General features: G+C 43.5%; 16 protein-coding genes and 7 tRNA genes. 12 read left to right on the top strand and 11 right to left on the bottom strand.

Annotated features, from left to right (window positions below):
• Positions 1-4: 4 nt before the first annotated feature.
• Positions 5-670 carry an NAD(P)H-binding protein gene (locus ITG09_05200; protein ID UPR53027.1) on the bottom strand — a complete coding sequence of 222 codons (666 nt, stop codon included), beginning with the start codon at positions 668-670 and terminating at the stop codon, positions 5-7.
• 177 nt (positions 671-847) lie between these two features.
• Between ITG09_05200 and ITG09_05195 the strand changes: the two genes are divergently transcribed.
• Positions 848-1,417, top strand: a complete 570-nt coding sequence (locus ITG09_05195; GenBank protein ID UPR53026.1) for a TetR/AcrR family transcriptional regulator — start codon at positions 848-850, stop codon at positions 1,415-1,417.
• A 69-nt stretch (positions 1,418-1,486) separates the two neighbouring features.
• Here ITG09_05195 and ITG09_05190 read toward each other — a convergent pair whose 3' ends face one another.
• From ITG09_05190 to ITG09_05160, 7 genes are all read right to left on the bottom strand, one after another.
• On the bottom strand, positions 1,487-1,981 hold the full coding sequence (locus ITG09_05190) for a hypothetical protein (protein UPR53025.1): 495 nt from the start codon (positions 1,979-1,981) through the stop codon (positions 1,487-1,489).
• Positions 1,978-3,216 carry an anaerobic sulfatase maturase gene (locus tag ITG09_05185; protein ID UPR53024.1) on the bottom strand — a complete coding sequence of 413 codons (1,239 nt, stop codon included), beginning with the start codon at positions 3,214-3,216 and terminating at the stop codon, positions 1,978-1,980. The genes ITG09_05190 and ITG09_05185 overlap by 4 nt, the downstream gene beginning before the upstream one ends.
• Positions 3,217-3,418: 202 nt before the next feature.
• Positions 3,419-5,191 carry an arylsulfatase gene (locus ITG09_05180; protein UPR53023.1) on the bottom strand — a complete coding sequence of 591 codons (1,773 nt, stop codon included), beginning with the start codon at positions 5,189-5,191 and terminating at the stop codon, positions 3,419-3,421.
• Positions 5,191-5,595 carry a DUF4345 domain-containing protein gene (locus tag ITG09_05175; protein UPR53022.1) on the bottom strand — a complete coding sequence of 135 codons (405 nt, stop codon included), beginning with the start codon at positions 5,593-5,595 and terminating at the stop codon, positions 5,191-5,193. Before ITG09_05175 ends, ITG09_05180 begins: the two co-directional genes overlap by 1 nt.
• A 73-nt stretch (positions 5,596-5,668) precedes the next feature.
• Positions 5,669-5,839 carry a hypothetical protein gene (locus ITG09_05170; protein UPR53021.1) on the bottom strand — a complete coding sequence of 57 codons (171 nt, stop codon included), beginning with the start codon at positions 5,837-5,839 and terminating at the stop codon, positions 5,669-5,671.
• Positions 5,840-5,879: 40 nt separating this feature from the next.
• Complete coding sequence (locus ITG09_05165) at positions 5,880-6,323, bottom strand: hypothetical protein (GenBank protein ID UPR53020.1); 444 nt, start codon at positions 6,321-6,323, stop codon at positions 5,880-5,882.
• A 37-nt stretch (positions 6,324-6,360) separates the two neighbouring features.
• On the bottom strand, positions 6,361-7,776 hold the full coding sequence (locus ITG09_05160; protein ID UPR53019.1) for a coniferyl aldehyde dehydrogenase: 1,416 nt from the start codon (positions 7,774-7,776) through the stop codon (positions 6,361-6,363).
• 380 nt (positions 7,777-8,156) lie between these two features.
• On the opposite strand from ITG09_05160, the gene ITG09_05155 reads away from it, so the two are divergent.
• On the top strand, positions 8,157-9,401 hold the full coding sequence (locus tag ITG09_05155; GenBank protein ID UPR53018.1) for an iron-containing alcohol dehydrogenase: 1,245 nt from the start codon (positions 8,157-8,159) through the stop codon (positions 9,399-9,401).
• 238 nt (positions 9,402-9,639) lie between these two features.
• The gene (locus ITG09_05150) at positions 9,640-9,963 is read left to right on the top strand and encodes a DUF1244 domain-containing protein (GenBank protein ID UPR53017.1); all 324 of its coding nucleotides are present in this window, start codon (positions 9,640-9,642) and stop codon (positions 9,961-9,963) included.
• A gap of 193 nt (positions 9,964-10,156) precedes the next feature.
• On the opposite strand, the gene vexH is transcribed toward ITG09_05150, so the two are convergent.
• Both vexH and ITG09_05140 read right to left on the bottom strand, forming a co-directional pair.
• A complete protein-coding gene (vexH, locus tag ITG09_05145) occupies positions 10,157-13,270 on the bottom strand; it encodes a vibriobactin export RND transporter permease subunit VexH (GenBank protein UPR53016.1) in 3,114 nt (1,037 codons plus the stop codon).
• Positions 13,270-14,346, bottom strand: a complete 1,077-nt coding sequence (locus ITG09_05140; protein ID UPR53015.1) for an efflux RND transporter periplasmic adaptor subunit — start codon at positions 14,344-14,346, stop codon at positions 13,270-13,272. Before ITG09_05140 ends, vexH begins: the two co-directional genes overlap by 1 nt.
• Positions 14,347-14,735: 389 nt before the next feature.
• On the opposite strand from ITG09_05140, the gene ITG09_05135 reads away from it, so the two are divergent.
• From ITG09_05135 to ITG09_05105, 7 genes are all read left to right on the top strand, one after another.
• Positions 14,736-14,820: transfer RNA gene (locus ITG09_05135), tRNA-Tyr, on the top strand.
• A gap of 102 nt (positions 14,821-14,922) precedes the next feature.
• Positions 14,923-15,007 (top strand) — tRNA-Tyr (locus ITG09_05130).
• Positions 15,008-15,109: 102 nt separating this feature from the next.
• Positions 15,110-15,194: transfer RNA gene (locus ITG09_05125), tRNA-Tyr, on the top strand.
• Between the two features lie 102 nt (positions 15,195-15,296).
• Positions 15,297-15,381, top strand: a tRNA-Tyr gene (locus tag ITG09_05120).
• Positions 15,382-15,483: 102 nt separating this feature from the next.
• Positions 15,484-15,568: transfer RNA gene (locus tag ITG09_05115), tRNA-Tyr, on the top strand.
• Between the two features lie 102 nt (positions 15,569-15,670).
• Positions 15,671-15,755, top strand: a tRNA-Tyr gene (locus ITG09_05110).
• A 102-nt stretch (positions 15,756-15,857) separates the two neighbouring features.
• Positions 15,858-15,942: transfer RNA gene (locus ITG09_05105), tRNA-Tyr, on the top strand.
• Positions 15,943-16,606: 664 nt separating this feature from the next.
• Here the strand turns inward: ITG09_05105 and ITG09_05100 are convergent.
• The gene (locus ITG09_05100) at positions 16,607-17,515 is read right to left on the bottom strand and encodes a TIM44-like domain-containing protein (protein ID UPR53014.1); all 909 of its coding nucleotides are present in this window, start codon (positions 17,513-17,515) and stop codon (positions 16,607-16,609) included.
• A gap of 196 nt (positions 17,516-17,711) precedes the next feature.
• Between ITG09_05100 and ITG09_05095 the strand changes: the two genes are divergently transcribed.
• Positions 17,712-18,302 carry a TetR/AcrR family transcriptional regulator gene (locus ITG09_05095; protein ID UPR53013.1) on the top strand — a complete coding sequence of 197 codons (591 nt, stop codon included), beginning with the start codon at positions 17,712-17,714 and terminating at the stop codon, positions 18,300-18,302.
• A gap of 17 nt (positions 18,303-18,319) precedes the next feature.
• A complete protein-coding gene (locus tag ITG09_05090) occupies positions 18,320-20,194 on the top strand; it encodes an MFS transporter (protein ID UPR53012.1) in 1,875 nt (624 codons plus the stop codon).
• The last annotated feature ends 65 nt before the right edge of the window (positions 20,195-20,259 follow it).

Below are 20,259 nucleotides of genomic sequence, written 5' to 3'. Positions count from 1 at the left end.
CCCTTTAGGAAGCGAGCTTCATCATAGCCAAAGAGTCTAACCTCTCGACCTTTTCTGATGTTGGAGAGATTGAGTGAGCTAAAATGCTTTCCGCGATGCTTGACGCTTGAATTGGGATGTACTTTTTCATGTGTCCCAACATCAAAGGTTTCAGCACTTTCAAAACACCTTGAAGTACCTTTTCATCGGTTCTATTTTCAGCACGATCTCCCGCTAAAGGACCCGGATGTAAGAATGTCGTTTTTTCAAAATCAAGTAGCTCAACTTTGGCTTCCATTTCACCTTTGCAGCGAAGGTAGTGCGAACGAGCTTTGGTATCAGCCCCTAAGCAAGACACAACAATAAGGTGCTTCACACCCAGTTTTTTCATGCTTTTCGCAGTGGAAGCAACAAGGTCAACATCAATCGCACGTAACTTCTCTTTTGTACCGGCTTTTTTAATTGTGCTGCCTATAGCAATGACACCGACTACTGGTAATTCAGAATCCAAAGCATTCACAGAAACGCTTAAGTTGCTATCGATTAACTGGATCAATTTCTTATGGTTGGTATTCAGTTCACGTCGAGAAAGCGCATAAACCGTGTCTACATGATTACTTTGCAACAAAGTACTTAGCGTTTCACGTCCAACCAAGCCACTTGCTCCAGCAATAATTATTGATTTGTTCATATTGAATCCACCGTTTAATTTATGTTCAACACTTACGTTGTCTCGACTATGTATGTATAATAGACCATACAAACCGACCGGTCTAGTCAGAAAAGTGTCAACTTTGTCAGAATTAGACTGGACGGTCGGTATAGTGGGCGTATAATCGCACTATTCATAGAAATACAGAGCAGAAATATGAAAGACTTAAAACAGAAACTCTTAGATGTAGGTTTTGACCTTATCAGTGAACAAGGCTTTGCTGGTCTGGGTTTGATGAAAATCATTAACGGTGCTGAAGCAACCAAAGGGTCGTTTTACCACCATTTCAAATCAAAAGAAGATTTTGGTTCGATACTATTAACCAACTATTTTGAAGAACACTTAGAAACGCTAGACAGTTTTCTAATGGATACCTCCCTGTCATACCAAGAGAGAGTAAAAGCGTATTTTGAGAATTGGTGTTCAGAAAAGCTAACTTCAGATTTCCAAATCAAATGTTTGGTCGTTAAATTATCTGGAGAGGTCGCAGGTACTTCAAACCAAATGCAGCAAGTGTTGAATGAAGGCGCAGAAAAGATCATTGGCAGAATGGGACATTTCTTCAAAGAAGGCGTTGAGAATGGCAACTTCGACATGGCAGATGGTTACCAAACTGCACGAACACTTTATGGTTTATGGCTAGGCAGTACGCTGTTGGCCGCGATGCAAAAAGACCGTTCGCTATTAGATAACGCGATGGATGAAACATTAAAGCTAGTGAAATAATAAACAGCTAGCGGTTCATGTCTGATAAAAAAGCTCACTTATGTGAGCTTTTTTTGATTTCGACTCTGACTATTGCTGAATTTGTTCAATAACAGAAGCCGGAATAATGTTTTCAATCGCGATATATTGGTCAACATCGAGAAGCGCGAAACAACCGTAAGCCAAACTACTCCAGCCCAATATTGATAGCGCTAACATACCGAATGTTTTGAAAGCGCTTTGATTCAGTCGTTTCGATACAAAGGTATAACTAGGAATACCAACCAGAACCGGCGCTAGTATCGCCATTGAAAGTTGACCATATTGATTCCACCTTTTCATGAACTTTCTAAGCTTAGGTTTAAAAACGACTTGCTGTCGCTTGCGGAAAAAGGTTGAGTAAACTGGCGCTATCTTCCAACCCGCATAAGCAGCAATCAAGGCTGGCACTAAGTTAAACATCAACATTTCAGGGTAAGAATAAGATAGAAACGCAGCAATTGCGGGCCCAGAATACGTTTTCCAGAGACTCAATAACGCCATAGACAAACCAATAGCCAGATAGCTTTCTAATGCTAAGTTCATGCTTTATCTCCTCTCAATGGTTTGCCATTTCTTTTTAAGATCTCGGTAAGTATAGGATCGATATGCTTAAAGAAACCCATCCAGCCGGAACATAAATAATTAAGGCCGACTTCACCGCTATCGGTGGTTAATATACGATTTTTAGGGCATTCACCATGGCATGCAAAACGGTAATTGCACTCACGACACTGCCTTGGTAACGATTTACTTTTTGCAAAACCAAACTGTTGCTGCTTAAAAGAGAGCGCGAGAGAACCCAGTGGAACTTCTTCAATATTCCCTAACAAAAACTCATCAAATACGTAATGGTCACAAGAATACACATCGCCATTTGGCTCAACAGCGAGTCCTTTTCCACAGATTTCACTTAAGGTACACATACTGCTTTCGTGCCCCATCCATACTCCGAAAAAGTTATCAAAATATGGAATAAACACACGGCCAAAATCGTGTGTTAACCATTCATCAAATATCGTAGTAAGAAAATGCCCCCAACCTTTGGCAGTCACACTCCAGGGTTCAACGACACCTTTAACAGGAATAATGGCTAAGTCACCGTAGGTATGCCATTGGCTATTTGTTGGGGCCGATAACTTATCGACCACTGGAATGAATTGAATTTGAGAAGGTTGAATCACATCTCGCAAGAACTGGTACACCTCTAGTGGTTGGGCACTACTCAAATCATTTACGCAAGTAAGCGTCGCAAATTGCACGTCATGCTTTTTAAGTAGCTCAACACCACGCATGGTTTTGTCGAATGTGCCTCGACCTGCTCTATTCTTACGGTAGTGATTATGGATGTGTTCTGGGCCATCGATGCTCACACCAACGACAAAGTTGTGTTGCTTAAAGAACTGACACCACTGGTCGTTTAATAACGTGCCATTGGTTTGAATATCATTGGTGATAGTTGATGCGCCTGGGCAATATTTGGTTTGCAGTTCGACAGCGTATTCGAAGTATTCAACACCGAGCAGCGTGGGTTCACCGCCATGCCAAGAGAAGATAATTTCAGGTGTGTTTTGAGCTTCAATGTATTGTTTGATGTAATTCTCAAGTGCCGCTTTGTCCATCGTTGGTGAGCGTCGTGACGAGTAATTTAGTAGACCTTGCTTTCCCAAGTAATAACAATAAGTGCAATCGATATTGCAAACCGCGCCAATGGGTTTTGCTAACGCTTGAATTTTGCTGTGTGCTTTACCATTAAACTGTGGTGCCGAGATAGTTGTCATAGTTGCTCCCAATCATTGAAGAGTTTCCTTCTCTACCTGAGTCTCGTTGTTATTTCGAGATGTTGGATACATAATACACAAAACAAACCGACCGGTCTACATTTAATGTATACGGCAAATATAGAAAAGCCCTCAAGCACTTTCATTAGGAGAGCTTGAGGGTTCTAGGGGAACTCATTATTGAGTTACAAACCGTCGTTGTTTAGTGAGACATGGTATGCCCTGCGGCGCCTAGCCACGGATTCCAATCTTCTGCAACATCAACAATGTTATGGTCTTGCTGGTACTGTTCGTAAGTTGCCATCATCTCTTGGTAAATCTCAGGGTATTTATCTTCCACTGGCACCGCTTCTGCTGGATCTTCCTTGATGTTATACAAGTGCCATTCGCCATCGCCATACATACCTGTGCGAAGTTTCATCAACTTGTAATCACCTTGAATCACAAAGCCATTACCAAACAATTCAAAAGCGAACCAATCATTATCATCCCTTACTGTATCGGCATCACCTGATAGGAATGGAACCATAGATTTACCTGAAGGTAAGGCGACTTGTCGATCTTGGTATTGACCTCCAGGATGAGCAACGCCCGCGTAATCTAAGATAGTCATTGGTAAGTCTTTTACGCTTAAGGTTGTGTTAGACATGACACCTTGTTGATCGAAGCCTGTACCTTCTGGTGGGCTAACGATAAGAGGAACACGTACGCCGCCTTCAGAAACAAACCACTTCCACCACTGTAATGGACCTGTTGTTGCATTTGCCCATTCAATGCCTAATTGACGGCTTGAATCAGCAGTACCAATCGCTTCATCAGACATATCGAAATGATCTTCTGTCCAATTTTTCCATAGGCTGTTTGCTAGGGGGCCCATCGCATCAGAGCCTTCAGGGCCATTATCAGGCATGTAGATAACGAGCGTGTTTTCTAGCTCGCCAGTTTCTCTGAGGTAATCAAGAACGCGACCAATATAGAAATCTTGAGCTTCGATCATCGCAGCATAAGTTGCCATCAATCGTGCTTGAGTTTTCTTCTCTGCGTCCGTTAGATCATCCCACTTTTTAGTGATCGGGTTGTCTTCCGGATATGGCGTATTTTCTTGATACACACCCGCTTCGATCATTTGTTCGTAGCGCTGTTTCTTCAAACCTTCGTAACCCAAACCTTCGTACATTTCAGTGTACTTATCGATCAAGGCTGCTGGGGCTTGAAGTGGGAAATGTGCAGTGGTCAGAGCTAAATAACCGAAGAAAGGTTTACCTGATTCTTTACCGTTTTCAATGTATTCAATCATTTTCCCGGTATAAAGGTCGTCTGAGTAAATACCCTTAACACGTTCAACCTGCTGACCATTTTCAAAGAATTTCTGCTTAGTGACCGGTGGTTGTTTACCTTCAGCTAATGCCTGCTCAGCCACTTTTACTGAAGGATACATATCGGTGTCATCCCAGTGGGCAGAACCACCAGAATAGACGCCATAAGTTTGATCAAATCCCCAATCTTGAGGCGGGTGACCATGTCCATCACCAGAACCTAAGTGCCATTTACCCGCATGATAGGTGTTGTAACCACTGTCTCTTAATAATTCAGTGATAGTAACGGCATCACGAGTCAAATAACCCTCGTAACCTTTTTTGCCTTTTGAGTCTGGGTAGATAGAGTAATCAAACGCACCCAGACCAATTTCAATGCTATTCGCCCCTGTAAACAATTGGCCACGAGTCACCGATGAAACTGGAGATGCATGGAAGTTATTAAAACGAATACCTTCTTGTGCTAATGAATTTAACGTAGGCGTTTTAATTTCAGAGCCGAATGGTTGTAAATCTCCCATGCCGATATCATCGCCGACAATCAGAAGAATGTTCGGTTGATTATGTTCTGTTGTCGCCTCTGTTGAAGCGGCACCTAGCGAAGGAAAGGCAACAAAAGGTGCAACCAACCCTAAGGTAATAATGATTTTCTTGTCCATTAGTAAACACCAACTTTACTGCGCTGTTGTGTATTCGCGACACTTGAGCCTTTTAATGCAATGTAACCAGAGAAAGCTATGACAGCTTCAATCACCGTGTAGCCAATCAAGATAATATTTGGCGTCCCATCAACTAACATGCTGACTATTCTGGCAATAGCTAAACCACTCATGAAAACGATCACACTATGTAATGCAGATAAGGTGTATTTGGTGTTGAATGCTGCCACTAACCAAAACGCACCCATTGCCATATACAGACCCATCGTTGCTCGGAAAATGTTGGTCATTTCGATGGTATTCAGTTCTATACCGAAAAACATATGCTGAAATAAACCATAAGTGAGCGCGACAGGGAAAATCCCTAGAGATGCTGCCAACAGAAAGATATTTTCTTTTTTCATTTGAACGAACCTTTAGATTATCAATGGATTAAAAACGATACTTTGTAAGTGTCAGTCCGTGACCCTATCTTCCTTAACGTCTAGGACGGAGGCGCACATCGCACTCAGCCGCGTCGACAATATGGCTTGGCGAGTTATTGCCATACTTGTTACTTCTGATTAAGTTGCGGCCAACACACAGCATGCCGACCAGTTGGTCTAGACGATAATTGCAGTTTGCTAGTACATGGTTCACATTAGTCATGTGTCGCCGCGTTAATGTTTAAAGTGTTATATGAGTAAAATTAACGTAAGTGAGCCGGTGTTTTACTTTTGTCACGCGTTAAGTAGTAATAAACATAAAGTAATGAATACACAGTAACAAAGCCATCGAGAGCAAATACACCACTCCAGCCTAGAAACCACTCATATTCATTCACACAGACGTTATAAAGGAATAGACCGACAAACATCGCTTTCTCAAATCCACTGTAAATCATGGTTGAGGTTCGCAAAGGCTTGATGTAGGCCGAGGCCATTAAAAGCACACCTATACAGCCCACCATTACACCCCAGTGTTGGTAAGTCGCTAATAAGTATTCTTTGTTCTCCATCATCTGCTGGTCATAGAAAAATAGGTTTATCATGCTCCACTCAGGAGCAACAAACGTAGCAAATGCACTCGCCGTTAATAAGCCCGTAATCAACAAATAACCACGTATTGTTTTTTCAAAAAAACGTTCTAACATTTGCCTTCCTCTCAGATATTGAATTAACGGTTAGGGTCTACTTTCCCAGCATGGCTAAAACAGCAGACTTAAATTCGTTATCTTCCTTTGAGAACAAGTGTTTAATTTGGTGATCTTGACCACTGGTCATTACCGTCTTAGCGTGCGAGAAAGTAATAAAGCCTTCCTTGCCGTGGTAATTACCTTTACCCGACTCCCCGATACCACCAAATGGTGCATCATCAACCGCTAAGTGGAATACACAATCGTTAATACACATACCACCAGAGTGAATCGTTTGTTTAATTCTTACTTGTAACGCTTCATCAAAAGTCATCAAGTAAAGTGCTAATGGTCGTGGCTTACTGTTAATCAGTTCGATAGCTTGATCAACTTGCTGGTAACCAATAACAGGGAGCAACGGGCCGAAAATTTCTTCATCCATAACATTCGAATCAAGTGATGGCTCGATAATTAAGTGAGTCACGAGTCTGTGTGCGTTCTCGTCGATACTATCCGTATGGCAAGGCTCGATTCTCGTGCCATTTGCAATTTCTGTATTCAACAAAGAAGTAACACGCTCGTACTGACGAGAGTTAGCCACTGAAGTCAGATTTTCAGAATGAATGCCTTCTGGGAACAATGTTTGATATTGGCGTTTATATTCACTGATAAATGCTTCTTTCTTATCTTCCGGAACTAACACGTAATCCGGTGCTACGCATACTTGACCATTGTTCAAGCTTTTGCCGTAAATGATGCGTTCTACCGCCAGCTCCATTGAAACGTCATCAGCGACTATAACGGGTGATTTTCCACCAAGCTCAAGAGTTAGCGGTGTTAAGTTCGCGGCCGCAGCTTTCATCACTAAGCGTCCGACAGCAGTAGAGCCCGTGAACAATAAGTGATCAAAAGGAAGCGCGGTAAATTCAGCGGATAATTCCGCTTCACCTTCAACAACAACAACTTCGTCATGACTGAAAATGCTTGATAGCATCTCACTCAACACTTGGTTTGTGTTTGGTGTGAATTCACTCATCTTAATCATAGCGCGATTACCTGCAGTGATAGCAGAGATAAGTGGGCCAACCGACAGCATTATCGGAAAGTTCCAAGGTGTCACGATACCGACAACACCTTTCGGTTGGTAAACAACTTCAACCTGCGATAGTGAAAGCAATGCACCGGCATTACGAACAGAGGGTGCCATCCACTCACTAATATGTTCGATGCTGTAATCAATATTCGCCACACATGGCAGCACATCAGCAATAAGAGTGTCTTGTACGCTACGTTGGCCGTAGTCTTTGTTCATTGCTTCACAAATAACGTCACTGAAATCGATCAGCGCGCTTCTTAGCATATTAAGCTTTGCAACTCGCTCATCCAGTTTTGGCATTGGGTATGAGTTGTATGCGTCTTTCATATTTGTGTAGTGATGCTTCATTTCGTTTAGTGCTGTAATGCTATTCATTTGATGTACCTTTCTTGTTGAGTTGATCTTACAATAAACAAAACAAACCGGTCGGTCTAGTTATTTTTAAAGGAAATTGTCCAAATTATGTGAATTCCTCCTACCTCATGGACACAAGAGATAAATTAAAACTCATAATTTCAATAAGTTAGAGATGTAATGGTTTTGTTTTTTATTGATTCAATTTAATTGATTAATTTATGACATGAAAAAATGATTAAAATAAACACAAAAACAACTAGACCGACCGGTTTGTATTAGTGTAGGGTAAATGCATACAGTAAAGAGAATGATGGAACTTGCTCAACAAAATGGAAGCTTAGCTCTTATTAAAAGCTAACCACTTTACTCCCAATTTTAACTTACAGTAGGTAACTTCAATGCTATATAAAACTGAACGATTTTTTGTAAACACATACCACGCGATTGCGAGTACAGCTTTTCCACGTATGCCAGTTCCAGTACCCAATGTACTGAACGGTGACAAATCGCTCGATACACTTGCAGCACATTTGGCAGACAAAGGGATCAAACGTCCTGTTATCTTTACGGACAGTTTCTTTGCAACTCTCCCATCATTCCAACTGCTTATTGATGCGCTAGAGAAGAAGAATATCGACTATAAAGTCTTCAACGAGATCCAGCCAGATCCTTCATATGCAATTGTAGAAAAAGGAATCGCAGCGTGTCATGAACACAACTATGACTGCGCAATCGCGATTGGTGGTGGTAGTTCAATTGATGGCACCAAGATGATCAACGGCTGTGCCAAACACAATTTGGATCCGCGTAAGATCACCCACGGTTTGATGAGCATGCTTCAGCTTCGTCGTAAAGGGGCTTACTTTGTCGCCATTCCAACAACGTCAGGAACAGGCTCTGAAGCAACAACAGTAACCGTAGTTACAGACGAAAAAACCAACCAAAAGAACGCGTTAGTAAGTTATGGCGTTGTACCAGACTTAGCAGTATTCGATTCAAGGCTCACCATGGCGCTACCACCTCATATCACAGCTTCAACCGGTATGGATGCACTGACACACGCTATGGAATCATTCATGAGTACCTACGCGACAAAACAAACAGACGAAATGAACCTAAAAAGCATTAAACGTATATTCGAATTCCTTCCACGAGCTTATAAAAATGGAACAGAAGACGATGAAGCAAGAAGTGAAATGGCATTAGCTTCATTTGATGCTGGTAAGGCATTCTCTAAAACACTATTGGGTTGGGCACATGGTATTTCACACCAACTAGGCGCTTTTTACAAAGTTCCGCACGGTTTAGGCTGCGCGATCTCATTGCCGCATGTACTTCAGTTTGCTCTACCAAAAGCCACTGACCGTCTGGCTATTATTGCTGATACATTGGGCCTTCAAGGGTCAACAGACAAAGAAAAAGCTCAAGCTGTCGTTGATGCCGTATTTGAGTTGAACCGTACGTTAGACATCGATTCAAAACTGGATATGTTGAAAGAAGAAGACGTTGCTAATATCGCAAAAAATATCATCAAAGAGGGCAACATGGCCTACCCTTCACACCGTAATTTTGATTCTTATAACCACCTAGAGAACTTCTTACTAGGTCTAAGAAATTACACACATCAGCCTATGACGAACTAATCGCTGACACTCACTCCAAAGCCTCATTAACTCCCTTGAGCTCAATTCACTTCAAATGAATTGAGCTCATTTATTTTAGATATCGGACCAACACCGCGAAGAGGCTAAATAACTCTCATGACGACACGAGAGCTAAGATCATCATATTGACCAAACCAGTAAATGAGTATTTGCGTCAGCTACCTAGCCGTGTAGACTCTAAACTAAGGATAATCATTAACTTGAAAAGGAAAGAGTTTTGGCTGAATTCAAATACAAGCAACTAACTCAAGAAGAACAAGACAAGCTAGATGCAGCTTCATTTCGTCGCCTATTATCTCATCTAGACAACAATAAAGACGTGCAAAACATCGACCTAATGATCTTGGCTGGCTTTTGCCGAAATTGCTTTAGCAAATGGTATGCAGCAGAAGCTGAATTGATGGGAGTCGATTTAGATTTAGACGATGCACGTGAACGTGTTTATGGTATGACTTACGATGAGTGGAAAGCTAACCATCAACCGAAAGCGACGCCTGAACAATTGGCCGCATTTGAAGCTCGCCAAGCGAAAAAGAGTTAAGAAATTGAACACCAAATAAAAGTTCGTATTCTGAAGGGATTTTTATTATCGATTGAACGCATTCCTACTTTCAATCATCAATATTTAACTAACAAAAAGCCCAGTAACTCAAACAGTTACTGGGCTTTCTTTATCAAGCTTTAAACGTAAGGGCTATAGCAACTATCTATAGTCTAGCCCTTCATTTGGCCAACTAACCGTGAGAGGTTCTTCCCACGTTATCAAGGCTAAGCTCTTTATTAAGTTCCGCTTCCACGTGACCCGGAGAGCGTGTTGAGCCAGAAATCAGTCGGTACATCGCAGGGATTACGAACAAAGTGACCAATGTTGCGAAGCCCATACCGAAAAAGATAACCGTACCCACAGCCACTCGGCTTTCATAGCCCGCACCCGTAGAGGTAATCAATGGGATTGCACCGGCTAACGTCGTGAATGCCGTCATCATGATTGGACGTAAGCGTCGAGCCGAAGCATCAATGATCGCCTTTTCAAACTCGATACCACGGTCACGAAGTTGGTTGGCAAATTCTACGATCAAGATACCGTTTTTGGTTACCATACCGATCAACATGATCATACCAATCTGGCTGTAGACGTTGAGCCCTTGACTCATCACCACCAAGCCTAAGAAGCCACCAAAGATCCCCATAGGTACGGTGAACATCACGACTAGTGGGTTAATGAAGCTTTCAAATTGCGCGGCCAGCACCAAGTACGCGACTAGCATCGCCAGCGCAAATACCACTAGGATACTTGATTGGTTCTCTTTGAAGTCTTTTGACTCGCCAGAGTAGCTCACTGAAATATCACCCGGTAGCTGTTCAATCGCTTGTTCATCAAGGAAATCGAGTGCGTCACCCAGCGTGTAACCTTCCATGAGGTTCGCTTTGATGGTCACCGATTTCTGCTTGTTGTAGTGCGATAAACGAATCGATGAAGCGACTTCTTCAATGTGCGTCAGCGTATCAAGCGTTACTAGCTCGCCAGACTGAGTTCGCATATAGATTTGGCTTAAATCGTTGGCGTTATTGAAGCTGTTCTCATCACCACGCAGGTACACGTCGTACTCTTCACCACGGTCAACGAAGGTGGTTTCACTGCGTCCACCAAGCATGATTTCTAACGTATCTGAAATATCTGAAACGCTCACACCTAACTCTGCTGCACGCTGCTTATCTACGGTTACCAATAGCTCTGGTGTTTTCTCAGAGTAATCGATGTCCGCGCCTTCCATCATTGGAGACTCTTCAGCGGCTTGCTTTAATAGCTCGGCCCATTTTTGAAGTTCAGTGTAATCAGAACCGCCAAGTACAAATTGAACTGGCTCACTTGAACCACCTTTGAAGCCAGGCATAAATGGGAATACACGCACATCAGGAATGCCATTCAAAGATTTACGAACTTCATTCAACGCTTCTTGTGCTGTAACGTCACGCTCATCCCAATCTTCTAGGATCATGATAACGAAGCCCGTTTGGTCGCCCGCATTACCACCAAACGCTGGTGATTGAATACTGAATGACTTCAAGAAGCCTTGACCAAGCAATGGCATTAAGCGCTCTTCAACGATGTCCATGTTGGCAGACATACGGTTGTAACTGGTTGCATCGGCACCACGAACAAACGCAAAGATAACACCACGGTCTTCTTGTGGAGTCAGTTGCGACGGCACTTGTTGCATCAAGCCATAACTACCGCCCATACACGCGATAATGATGATTGGAGCTGCCCAACGCCAGTTTAGAGCACGACGCAAGACCGAGCGATATCCAGACTCAAGCTTGCCAAATACGCGCTCGACAAACAGATTGAAACGGTTCGGTTTAACGTTCGCTTTTAGGATTTTACTGCCTAACACTGGCGTTAACGTTAATGCGACTAGCGACGAGAAAATCACCGACATCGCCAACAATACCGAGAACTCAGTAAACAGAAGACCTACCATGCCATCCATGAACGAGATTGGTAAGAATACCATCACCAATACAAGCGTTGTTGCGATTACCGCGAAGCCTACCTCTCGTGTTCCTTTATAGGCTGCAAGCAGTGGTGACTCACCACGTTCAATATGGTGGAAAATGTTTTCTACTACCACAATCGCGTCATCGACCACCAAACCAATCGACAGGATAAGTGCCATCAAGGTAATCAGGTTGATAGAAAAACCGAAGTAGTACGCCGCAATAAACGAAGAGATCAAAGAGACGGGTACGGTTACCGCTGGAATAAGTGTTGCACGTGCTTGACCAATAAAGATGTAAAGCACAAGGATAACTAAGCCACCCGTAATAAAGAGTGTGCTGTAAACCTCTGAGATCGAACGATCGATAAAGACCGTTGAGTCATAGTCGACCGCCAGACGAGTCCCATCAGGTAGGAACTTTTGAATTGCTTCGACTTCTTTGTGTACTAAGTCAGCAACCTCAAGTGGGTTTGCATCTGACTGAGGCACAATACCCATACTTACGTTAACAACGCCATCACTCTTAAAGGTCGAGTTCTCGTTTTCTGCACCAATGTATACATCCGCTACGTCTTTCAGGTAGATAGGCGTGTTATCAGAGGCACGTTTTACCACTAGGTATTCGAAATCTTCCGCTTCAGTGTAAGAACGAGCTGTACGCACCGACATCACAATCGCGTCATTACGTACTTCACCACCCGGGCTTTCAATATTCTCATTGTTCAATGCAGAGGTGATGTCCGAGGTAGTAACACCACGACCCGCCATCTGAGCAGGTTTCAGCTTGACGTACATTACTTTGTACAAGCCACCTGAGATATCCACCGAGCTCACGCCAGAAATCAAACTAAAGCGGTCAATCAACACACGTTCGGTGTAGTCGGTTAACTGCGTTCGGTCCATCTCTGTCGAACTTAAGTTGATGTAGACCGAGGCTTCACCACTACCATTGTTCTTATAAACAATTGGGTCGTCGGCTTCATCGGGCAATGAACGCTGCGCACGAGCTACGGCATCACGAACATCACTCACACCGGTATTGAGGTCGTAACCAAGCTCAAAGGTAATGGTGATACGCGACATACCGTTACGGGTAGTAGACTCGATCTCGTCGATACCACTGATGCCGGATAACTGGTCTTCGAGGTTGGAGGTTATTTGGCTCTCAATGATGGTAGCCGAAGCACCCTCATAACGAGTACTGATCGATACCACTGGGCTTTCAATATCTGGCATCTCACGAACCGCAAGCTTATTGAAAGAGACAAGACCAAACACAACCAATAGTAGGCTCAATACGACAGCCGCTACTGGTCTCTTTACAGAAACATCAGATAACAACATTAGTTAGCGCCTTTTTGTGCTTTTTTATCGCTCGCTGCATCAATTGGGCGATTAACAGCAAGCTCTTGAACCAATACGCCGTCACGCATGTTCACGATACCTTGCACCACGATCTTCTGACCAATCTCGATACCTTTGTCGATCACAACTTCGTTATCAATACGAGCCCCAAGGAAGACTTCTGTACGAGTTGCTTTGTTATCTTCGTCGATAACATAGACAAAACGCTTCGTACCTGAGTATTCGAGTGCTTGAACTGGAATAATAGGGGCTTCCACAGGTGGGAAGTCCATATCCGCTGCCACTAACATACCCGGCTTTAGATAATCATTATTGTTATCGAAGTGAATTCGAACTCGAAGGTTTAAAGTTTCAGCGTTAATACGAGAATCAATACCTACCACTGTGCCTGTGAATTGAGTATCGCCCCATGCACTTGTGCGAGCCGTTACTTTCATACCTTTAGATAGTTTGGAAAGGTAGCGCTCCGGGATCTGCAGGTCTAATTGCATTACCGATAAGTCATCCAAGGTCACGAGTTCAGTACCTGCAGTCACCATTTTACCGCGGCTAAAGTCGATAAAACCAACCGTGCCCGAGAATGGCGCGCTGATGTGAAGATCTTTCAGGTTAGCATTTGCAGCAGCTAAGCGAGCGTTGGCGATCTCTACGTTTGTTTTCTGAGCATCAATTTCAGTTTGCGTGATCGCGTTACGTTTCACTAGGCGTTGAAATTCCGCTAGCTTACGTTGCTCGTCTTTTAAATAAGCTTGAGCCTCTGCAACCGCGGCTTTCGCTTTGTCATCATCGAGTTGAACCAACATCTGCCCTTTAGTGACATCTTGATTGGCTTTAATGTTGATAGAATCGACTCTGCCAGCTACTTCAGAAGTGATCATGACCGATTGCTCGGCTTCTAACTTACCGACCAACGAAAGAGATTGGCTAACTTGGTGAATATCAACCTGCTCAGTCACAACAGTGACAGTGCTAGGGCCCATACGCTTAGCAAGTACGGCTGGAGACGCCATAAGAATAGACAAGCTAAGTAGGGTTAAAACAGATTTATGCTTCATAATAATGGTCTGCAAGTAAGATTTATTATCTATAAATGAAATTAACCGTATTCTATCAACTAATGAATACTGTAACGTCAAGAAGTGTAAATCTAGATTAAATTCCATTTACGTTTCATCACGTTTTAGACCCATTGAAGACAATACAGAAAACTAATCACCTCAAGGTGTTACCCCTCAGTACGTAAACCTTAGTACAGATGTTCACTTCACGAGCAATATGCGTACTTTTCGCCATCTTTGCCCAAAAAGGCAGCATTTAACACAAAACCATAAGAAAAACCCTTTACAGGTTTAACGTGTTTGCTATGATGCGCTCCGCACTTGAGAGATGCGTTGGGAAAAACATCTCTTTAGCCTATCCATTATGAGTTAGGAAAAAACACCCTGGAGGGGTTCCCGAGTGGCCAAAGGGAGCAGACTGTAAATCTGCCGGCTCCGCCTTCGATGGTTCGAATCCGTCTCCCTCCACCATATTCTTCTTACCTCTTTCGAGAGTTAAGAGAACAACCTAGTTGATGGGCTTATGGGAAAACATCAATTTAGGCTTACTTTGTGAAGAGTAAGACACACCCTGGAGGGGTTCCCGAGTGGCCAAAGGGAGCAGACTGTAAATCTGCCGGCACTGCCTTCGATGGTTCGAATCCGTCTCCCTCCACCATATTCTTCTTATCTCTTTCGAGAGTTAAGAGAACAACCTAGTTGATGGGCTTATGGGAAAACATCAATTTAGGCTTACTTTGTGAAAAGTAAGACACACCCTGGAGGGGTTCCCGAGTGGCCAAAGGGAGCAGACTGTAAATCTGCCGGCACTGCCTTCGATGGTTCGAATCCGTCTCCCTCCACCATATTCTTCTTACCTCTTTCGAGAGTTAAGAGAACAACCTGATTGATGGGCTTATGGGAAAACATCAATTTAGGCTTACTTTGTGAAAAGTAAGACACACCCTGGAGGGGTTCCCGAGTGGCCAAAGGGAGCAGACTGTAAATCTGCCGGCACTGCCTTCGATGGTTCGAATCCGTCTCCCTCCACCATATTCTTCTTACCTCTTTCGAGAGTTAAGAGAACAACCTGATTGATGGGCTTATGGGAAAACATCAATTTAGGCTTACTTTGTGAAAAGTAAGACACACCCTGGAGGGGTTCCCGAGTGGCCAAAGGGAGCAGACTGTAAATCTGCCGGCACTGCCTTCGATGGTTCGAATCCGTCTCCCTCCACCATATTCTTCTTACCTCTTTCGAGAGTTAAGAGAACAACCTAGTTGATGGGTTTATGGGAAAACATCAATTTAGGCTTACTTTGTGAAAAGTAAGACACACCCTGGAGGGGTTCCCGAGTGGCCAAAGGGAGCAGACTGTAAATCTGCCGGCACTGCCTTCGATGGTTCGAATCCGTCTCCCTCCACCATATTCTTCTTACCTCTTTCGAGAGTTAAGAGAACAACCTGATTGATGGGCTTATGGGAAAACATCAATTTAGGCTTACTTTGTGAAAAGTAAGACACACCCTGGAGGGGTTCCCGAGTGGCCAAAGGGAGCAGACTGTAAATCTGCCGGCACTGCCTTCGATGGTTCGAATCCGTCTCCCTCCACCATATTCTCCTTAATTGGAAAATCGAAAAGCCAACTCATTGAGTTGGCTTTTTTCGTTTCTGAGCTTTATCTCTTTCTAAACGTCTTTGTAAACGTGTCTTTCTAAAACAGCCCTCTACTTCCTAAACACTAGCCCGCTACTACAAAAGACTAAGCGATCTAGCCCATTCAAACATCAGTGATTCCATACTTCTGCATGACGCTCACAAACCAGATAAGAAGCGCAGCCTAAGCAATTGGTAGATAAATGTTCTTCGCATTCATTCGCAATTCTCTGTTTCTGCTGCAAAGTAATCTCAGGCTCCAATACAGGTTCAAAGAACTTTGTCATTACTCATCACATCCAAATAAAATCAGTTCGTTCGTCTCAGGTTAATCCAACCTTTGATCAAGATACACCTCTTAATATTTGTCGTGATGACACACTTCCTCTACTCATGTTCTTTGTCGATTCCGCACGTTTCGTTATATTGGCATTGCTTCATGAATCTAAAACCCTTCCCCACCTCCCCCCAAAAAAGCTCAAAGCCTATTTCCCTGCAGCGACTTAGAGATACATATCATTAGACACAAAAAAGCCCCTGCTGATTTCTCAGCAGGGGCTTTCTATTATTTGGTGTCATTCCGAATAACTACATCATATTGATGTTGAGTTAAATCCTGGAATTAACCTTGAATACCAACAATTAACCAAGGTGCATTGTCAGTTGTTAGGTCACGCTCTAGGTGCCAGATATCAGTGATATCTTCTTCAACGCCATCCGCAGTATCACGGTAACGACCGCTAAACTGAAGGCTTAGCTGTGCTTTGCTACCATCGTGGTCTGCACGAACGATTTCAGCATCAACGTACATTACATCTGTGTGCTGATCACCTAAAAGCTTATTACGCTCAGCTTTTAGGTCTTCAAATAGGCTTGGAGATACGTATTCTTCAATCGTATTTAGCTCGTTGTGATTCCATGCACCTTGCAGTGTACGGTAGTGTTCACGAGAACCGTTGATGAATGCCGCTTGATCAAAGCCCGGTGGGTAGTTATGTGGAACATCGCTTTGTGCACCAAAACCGAAACCACCAGCAGCGCCTTGTGATTGAGGTTGTGCTTGCTCGAAGTTATGAACATTGGGTTGTTGCTTAGGTTGTTCAAACTTGTTCTGACCCATGCCACCGAATGCAGGCTGTTGGCCACGTGCATTCTGCTGATTCATTGAGCCCTGCTTCGCGCCCAACATTCCGCGTAGGAATTTAAACGCTAGGAAAGCAATCAGACCCATAATCAGAATATCCATGAACTGGATACCTTCAAATGCGCCACCAAAGAATGCAGCTAAAAGACCACCAGCAAGTAAACCACCTAGCAGGCCGCCCATAAGGCCTTTCTTGCTAGAATTAGCTGCTGTGTTCTTACCCGTTTGATCTTGACGGATCGAATTCGTGTTTTGTTGTTTTGGTGCTGGAGCCGTTTTAAAGCTTTTGCCAAATGACTTACCACCACCAAACTTTTTCGCTTCCGCGATTGGCGTCACCGCGACTGTTACCAACAGAATCGCGACTAGTGAGAAAAATCGTTTCATTATTATCCTTTATAGGTTTTTTATCTTTCGACACCTTAATCATACTCGTTAACAAAGAACAATGAAATATTCACTGTGTTTACACATGTATCATAATATTGCGGCTATTAATTGATTACTAAATTAGCGAAGGGATTGACGGCACTCTGGGGCAGCATTAAAATATTGAACGATGTTCATTTAATAGAAAGTACCCATGGCAAGACGAAACGATCATACTCGCGAACAATTAGTGCAATTAACCTTAAAAACGGTGACCGACTTCTTAGAAGAGCACTCTTATCACGAGTTAAGTCTACGTAAAATTGCCAATATGATTGGTTACGTTCCAAGTACGTTAGTGAATGTATTCGGTAACTACAACCTACTGCTTTTACATGTGGTAGCTCAAACATTAGATGAACTGGCGTCAGAATCCGCTGTAGCTGTTGAACAATCGAGCAATCCTCAACAAGCTCTATTCAACCTTGCCTACTGCTACCACGATTTTGCACAGAGAAACCCTCACCGTTGGCAGCTTATCTTTGAGCACAACATGAACGGTGAAAACCTTCCTGAATGGCAATCAAATCGCATCGATAGAATGACAGGCATGCTAGAACAGTTGCTAGTAGCGATTGCTCCTGAACATACTAAAAGCGAAGTTGTTAAAGCCAGCCGTGTATTATGGTCTGGAGTACACGGAATTACTCTTCTTAGCGTTGATGATAAATTTTTCGCCTCTGAGCCCATTGATGGTAAAGAGCTGATCAATAACCTAGTCTCAAACTACTTAACCAACTGGTAATCATCCAAGGAAAGACAATGAACAACAGCAGCCAATCTTCGCTGTTAACGCAAAAAAGGTTCCTCCCCTACTTTATTACCCAATTTCTAGGAGCCTTTAACGACAACATATTCAAAAATGTCCTGTTACTGTTTGTTGCTTTCGCAAGCGTAGACACGCTGCCTATTTCTAGCAATCTATTCATTAATTTGGCCGCAGGCCTTTTTATTCTGCCCTTCTTCCTATTCTCTGCTTTAGCCGGTGTACTGGCCGACAAATACGAAAAATCGTGGTTTATCCGTAAAGTTAAGCTCCTTGAAGTAGTGATTATGTCACTGGGTGCGATCGGCTTTATTTACGAAAGCTACGGAATATTACTTCTGCTCCTATTCCTTATGGGAACGCAAAGTGCTTTCTTTGGCCCGGTGAAATACGCCCTGCTTCCACAACAGTTAGAAACAAAAGAACTGGTATCAGGTAATGCTCTTGTCGAGACAGGTACATTCTTGGCGATCCTGATTGGTACTCTAGGCGCTGGCATTATTGCGTCTGAAGAAGGCGCGAAGCTCATTGCTGCGGTGTGTATTGTTTCATTCGCCGTGCTTGGCTATGTATCAAGCTGCTTTATCCCACAAGCGCCAAGTAATGCACCAGACCTTAAAGTAAAGTGGCAGCCTGTAAAACTAACTCGCGCGACACTGACGATTGCCAAAAAAGACCGCCCGACCTTTCAAGCACTGATGTCTATCAGCTGGTTCTGGTTCCTTGGTGCGGCTTACCTAACTCAGTTTCCCAACTTCACCAAACTGCATCTAAATGGCACTGAAAGCTCAGTCGCCTTTTTACTGGCATTGTTCTCGGTAGGCATTGCAATCGGCTCTTTGGCTTGCGATAAGTTATCTAATCACCGAATTGAAATCGGCATCGTGCCAATGGGCAGCTTAGGTATCTCGATCTTCGGTCTTTTGATGGCGATATCCATTCCGGAGTCTTTGCCTGACTTTAGCTCTTTCCACCAATTCGTAACCTATTCAGAGCTATGGCCACTGTTTGCTTACCTTCTGCTACTGGGTATCTCTGGCGGTATCTTTATTGTTCCTCTGTATTCACTGATGCAGTTACGTGCCAAGCCAAATGAACGTGCCCAAGTGATTGCCGGACTCAATATTTATAACTCACTGTTCATGGTGGGAAGTGCGGTTTTAGGTATTGTTTGCCTTAGTGTTCTAGAGCTTTCGATTCCACAGCTGTTCGCGTTGCTCGCGATAGGCAACACTTTGGTGATGCTGTACCTGTTTTATCAGGTGCCTATCTACGCTTTCCGCTTTTTTACGTGGGTGGTCACTCACACCATGTACCGAGTTAAACATAAGAACTTACATCACCTGCCAGAAAAAGGCGGCGCGTTGATTGTCTGCAACCATGTGAGTTATATGGATGCACTGCTGCTGAGTGCGGTTTGCCCTCGTTTGATCCGTTTTGTGATGGAAGAGGATTACACCAAGTTGCCGCCAATTCGACGCTTCTTGAAAAGAGCAGGGGTTATTCCAATCTCCGCGACCAACCGCAACTCGATTCGAAACGCTTTTAAAGAAGTAGAGCGTGCCTTGCATGAAGGTCATATCGTATGCATTTTCCCAGAAGGAAAGCTAACCTCTGATGGAGAAGTGGCTGAGTTCATGCGTGGTATGGAGCTGATTATCAAACGCTCCCCTGTTCCAGTGATTCCAATGGCTCTCAAAGGATTATGGGGCAGTTACTTTAGTCGCTACAAAGGTCGTGCCTGCAAAGGGTTACCAACTCGCTTCTGGACCAAATTAGAGATAGAAGCTGGCGAGCCTATTTCACCTAAACAAGCATCTTGTGAAACTCTTCGACAGTCGGTGTCTGACCTTCGCGGCTCACTACGCTAAATAACCAACTCTTTATTCATATCAGCTGAACAAACGTTAAGTTTTCCTTAACGTTTGTTCAATTC

It is taken from the genome of Vibrio cyclitrophicus (assembly GCA_023206055.1).
Classification (GTDB): Bacteria; Pseudomonadota; Gammaproteobacteria; order Enterobacterales; family Vibrionaceae; genus Vibrio; species Vibrio cyclitrophicus_A.
The sequence above is the reverse complement of the archived record's forward strand: the minus strand, read 5'-3'. Positions and strand labels throughout refer to the sequence as shown.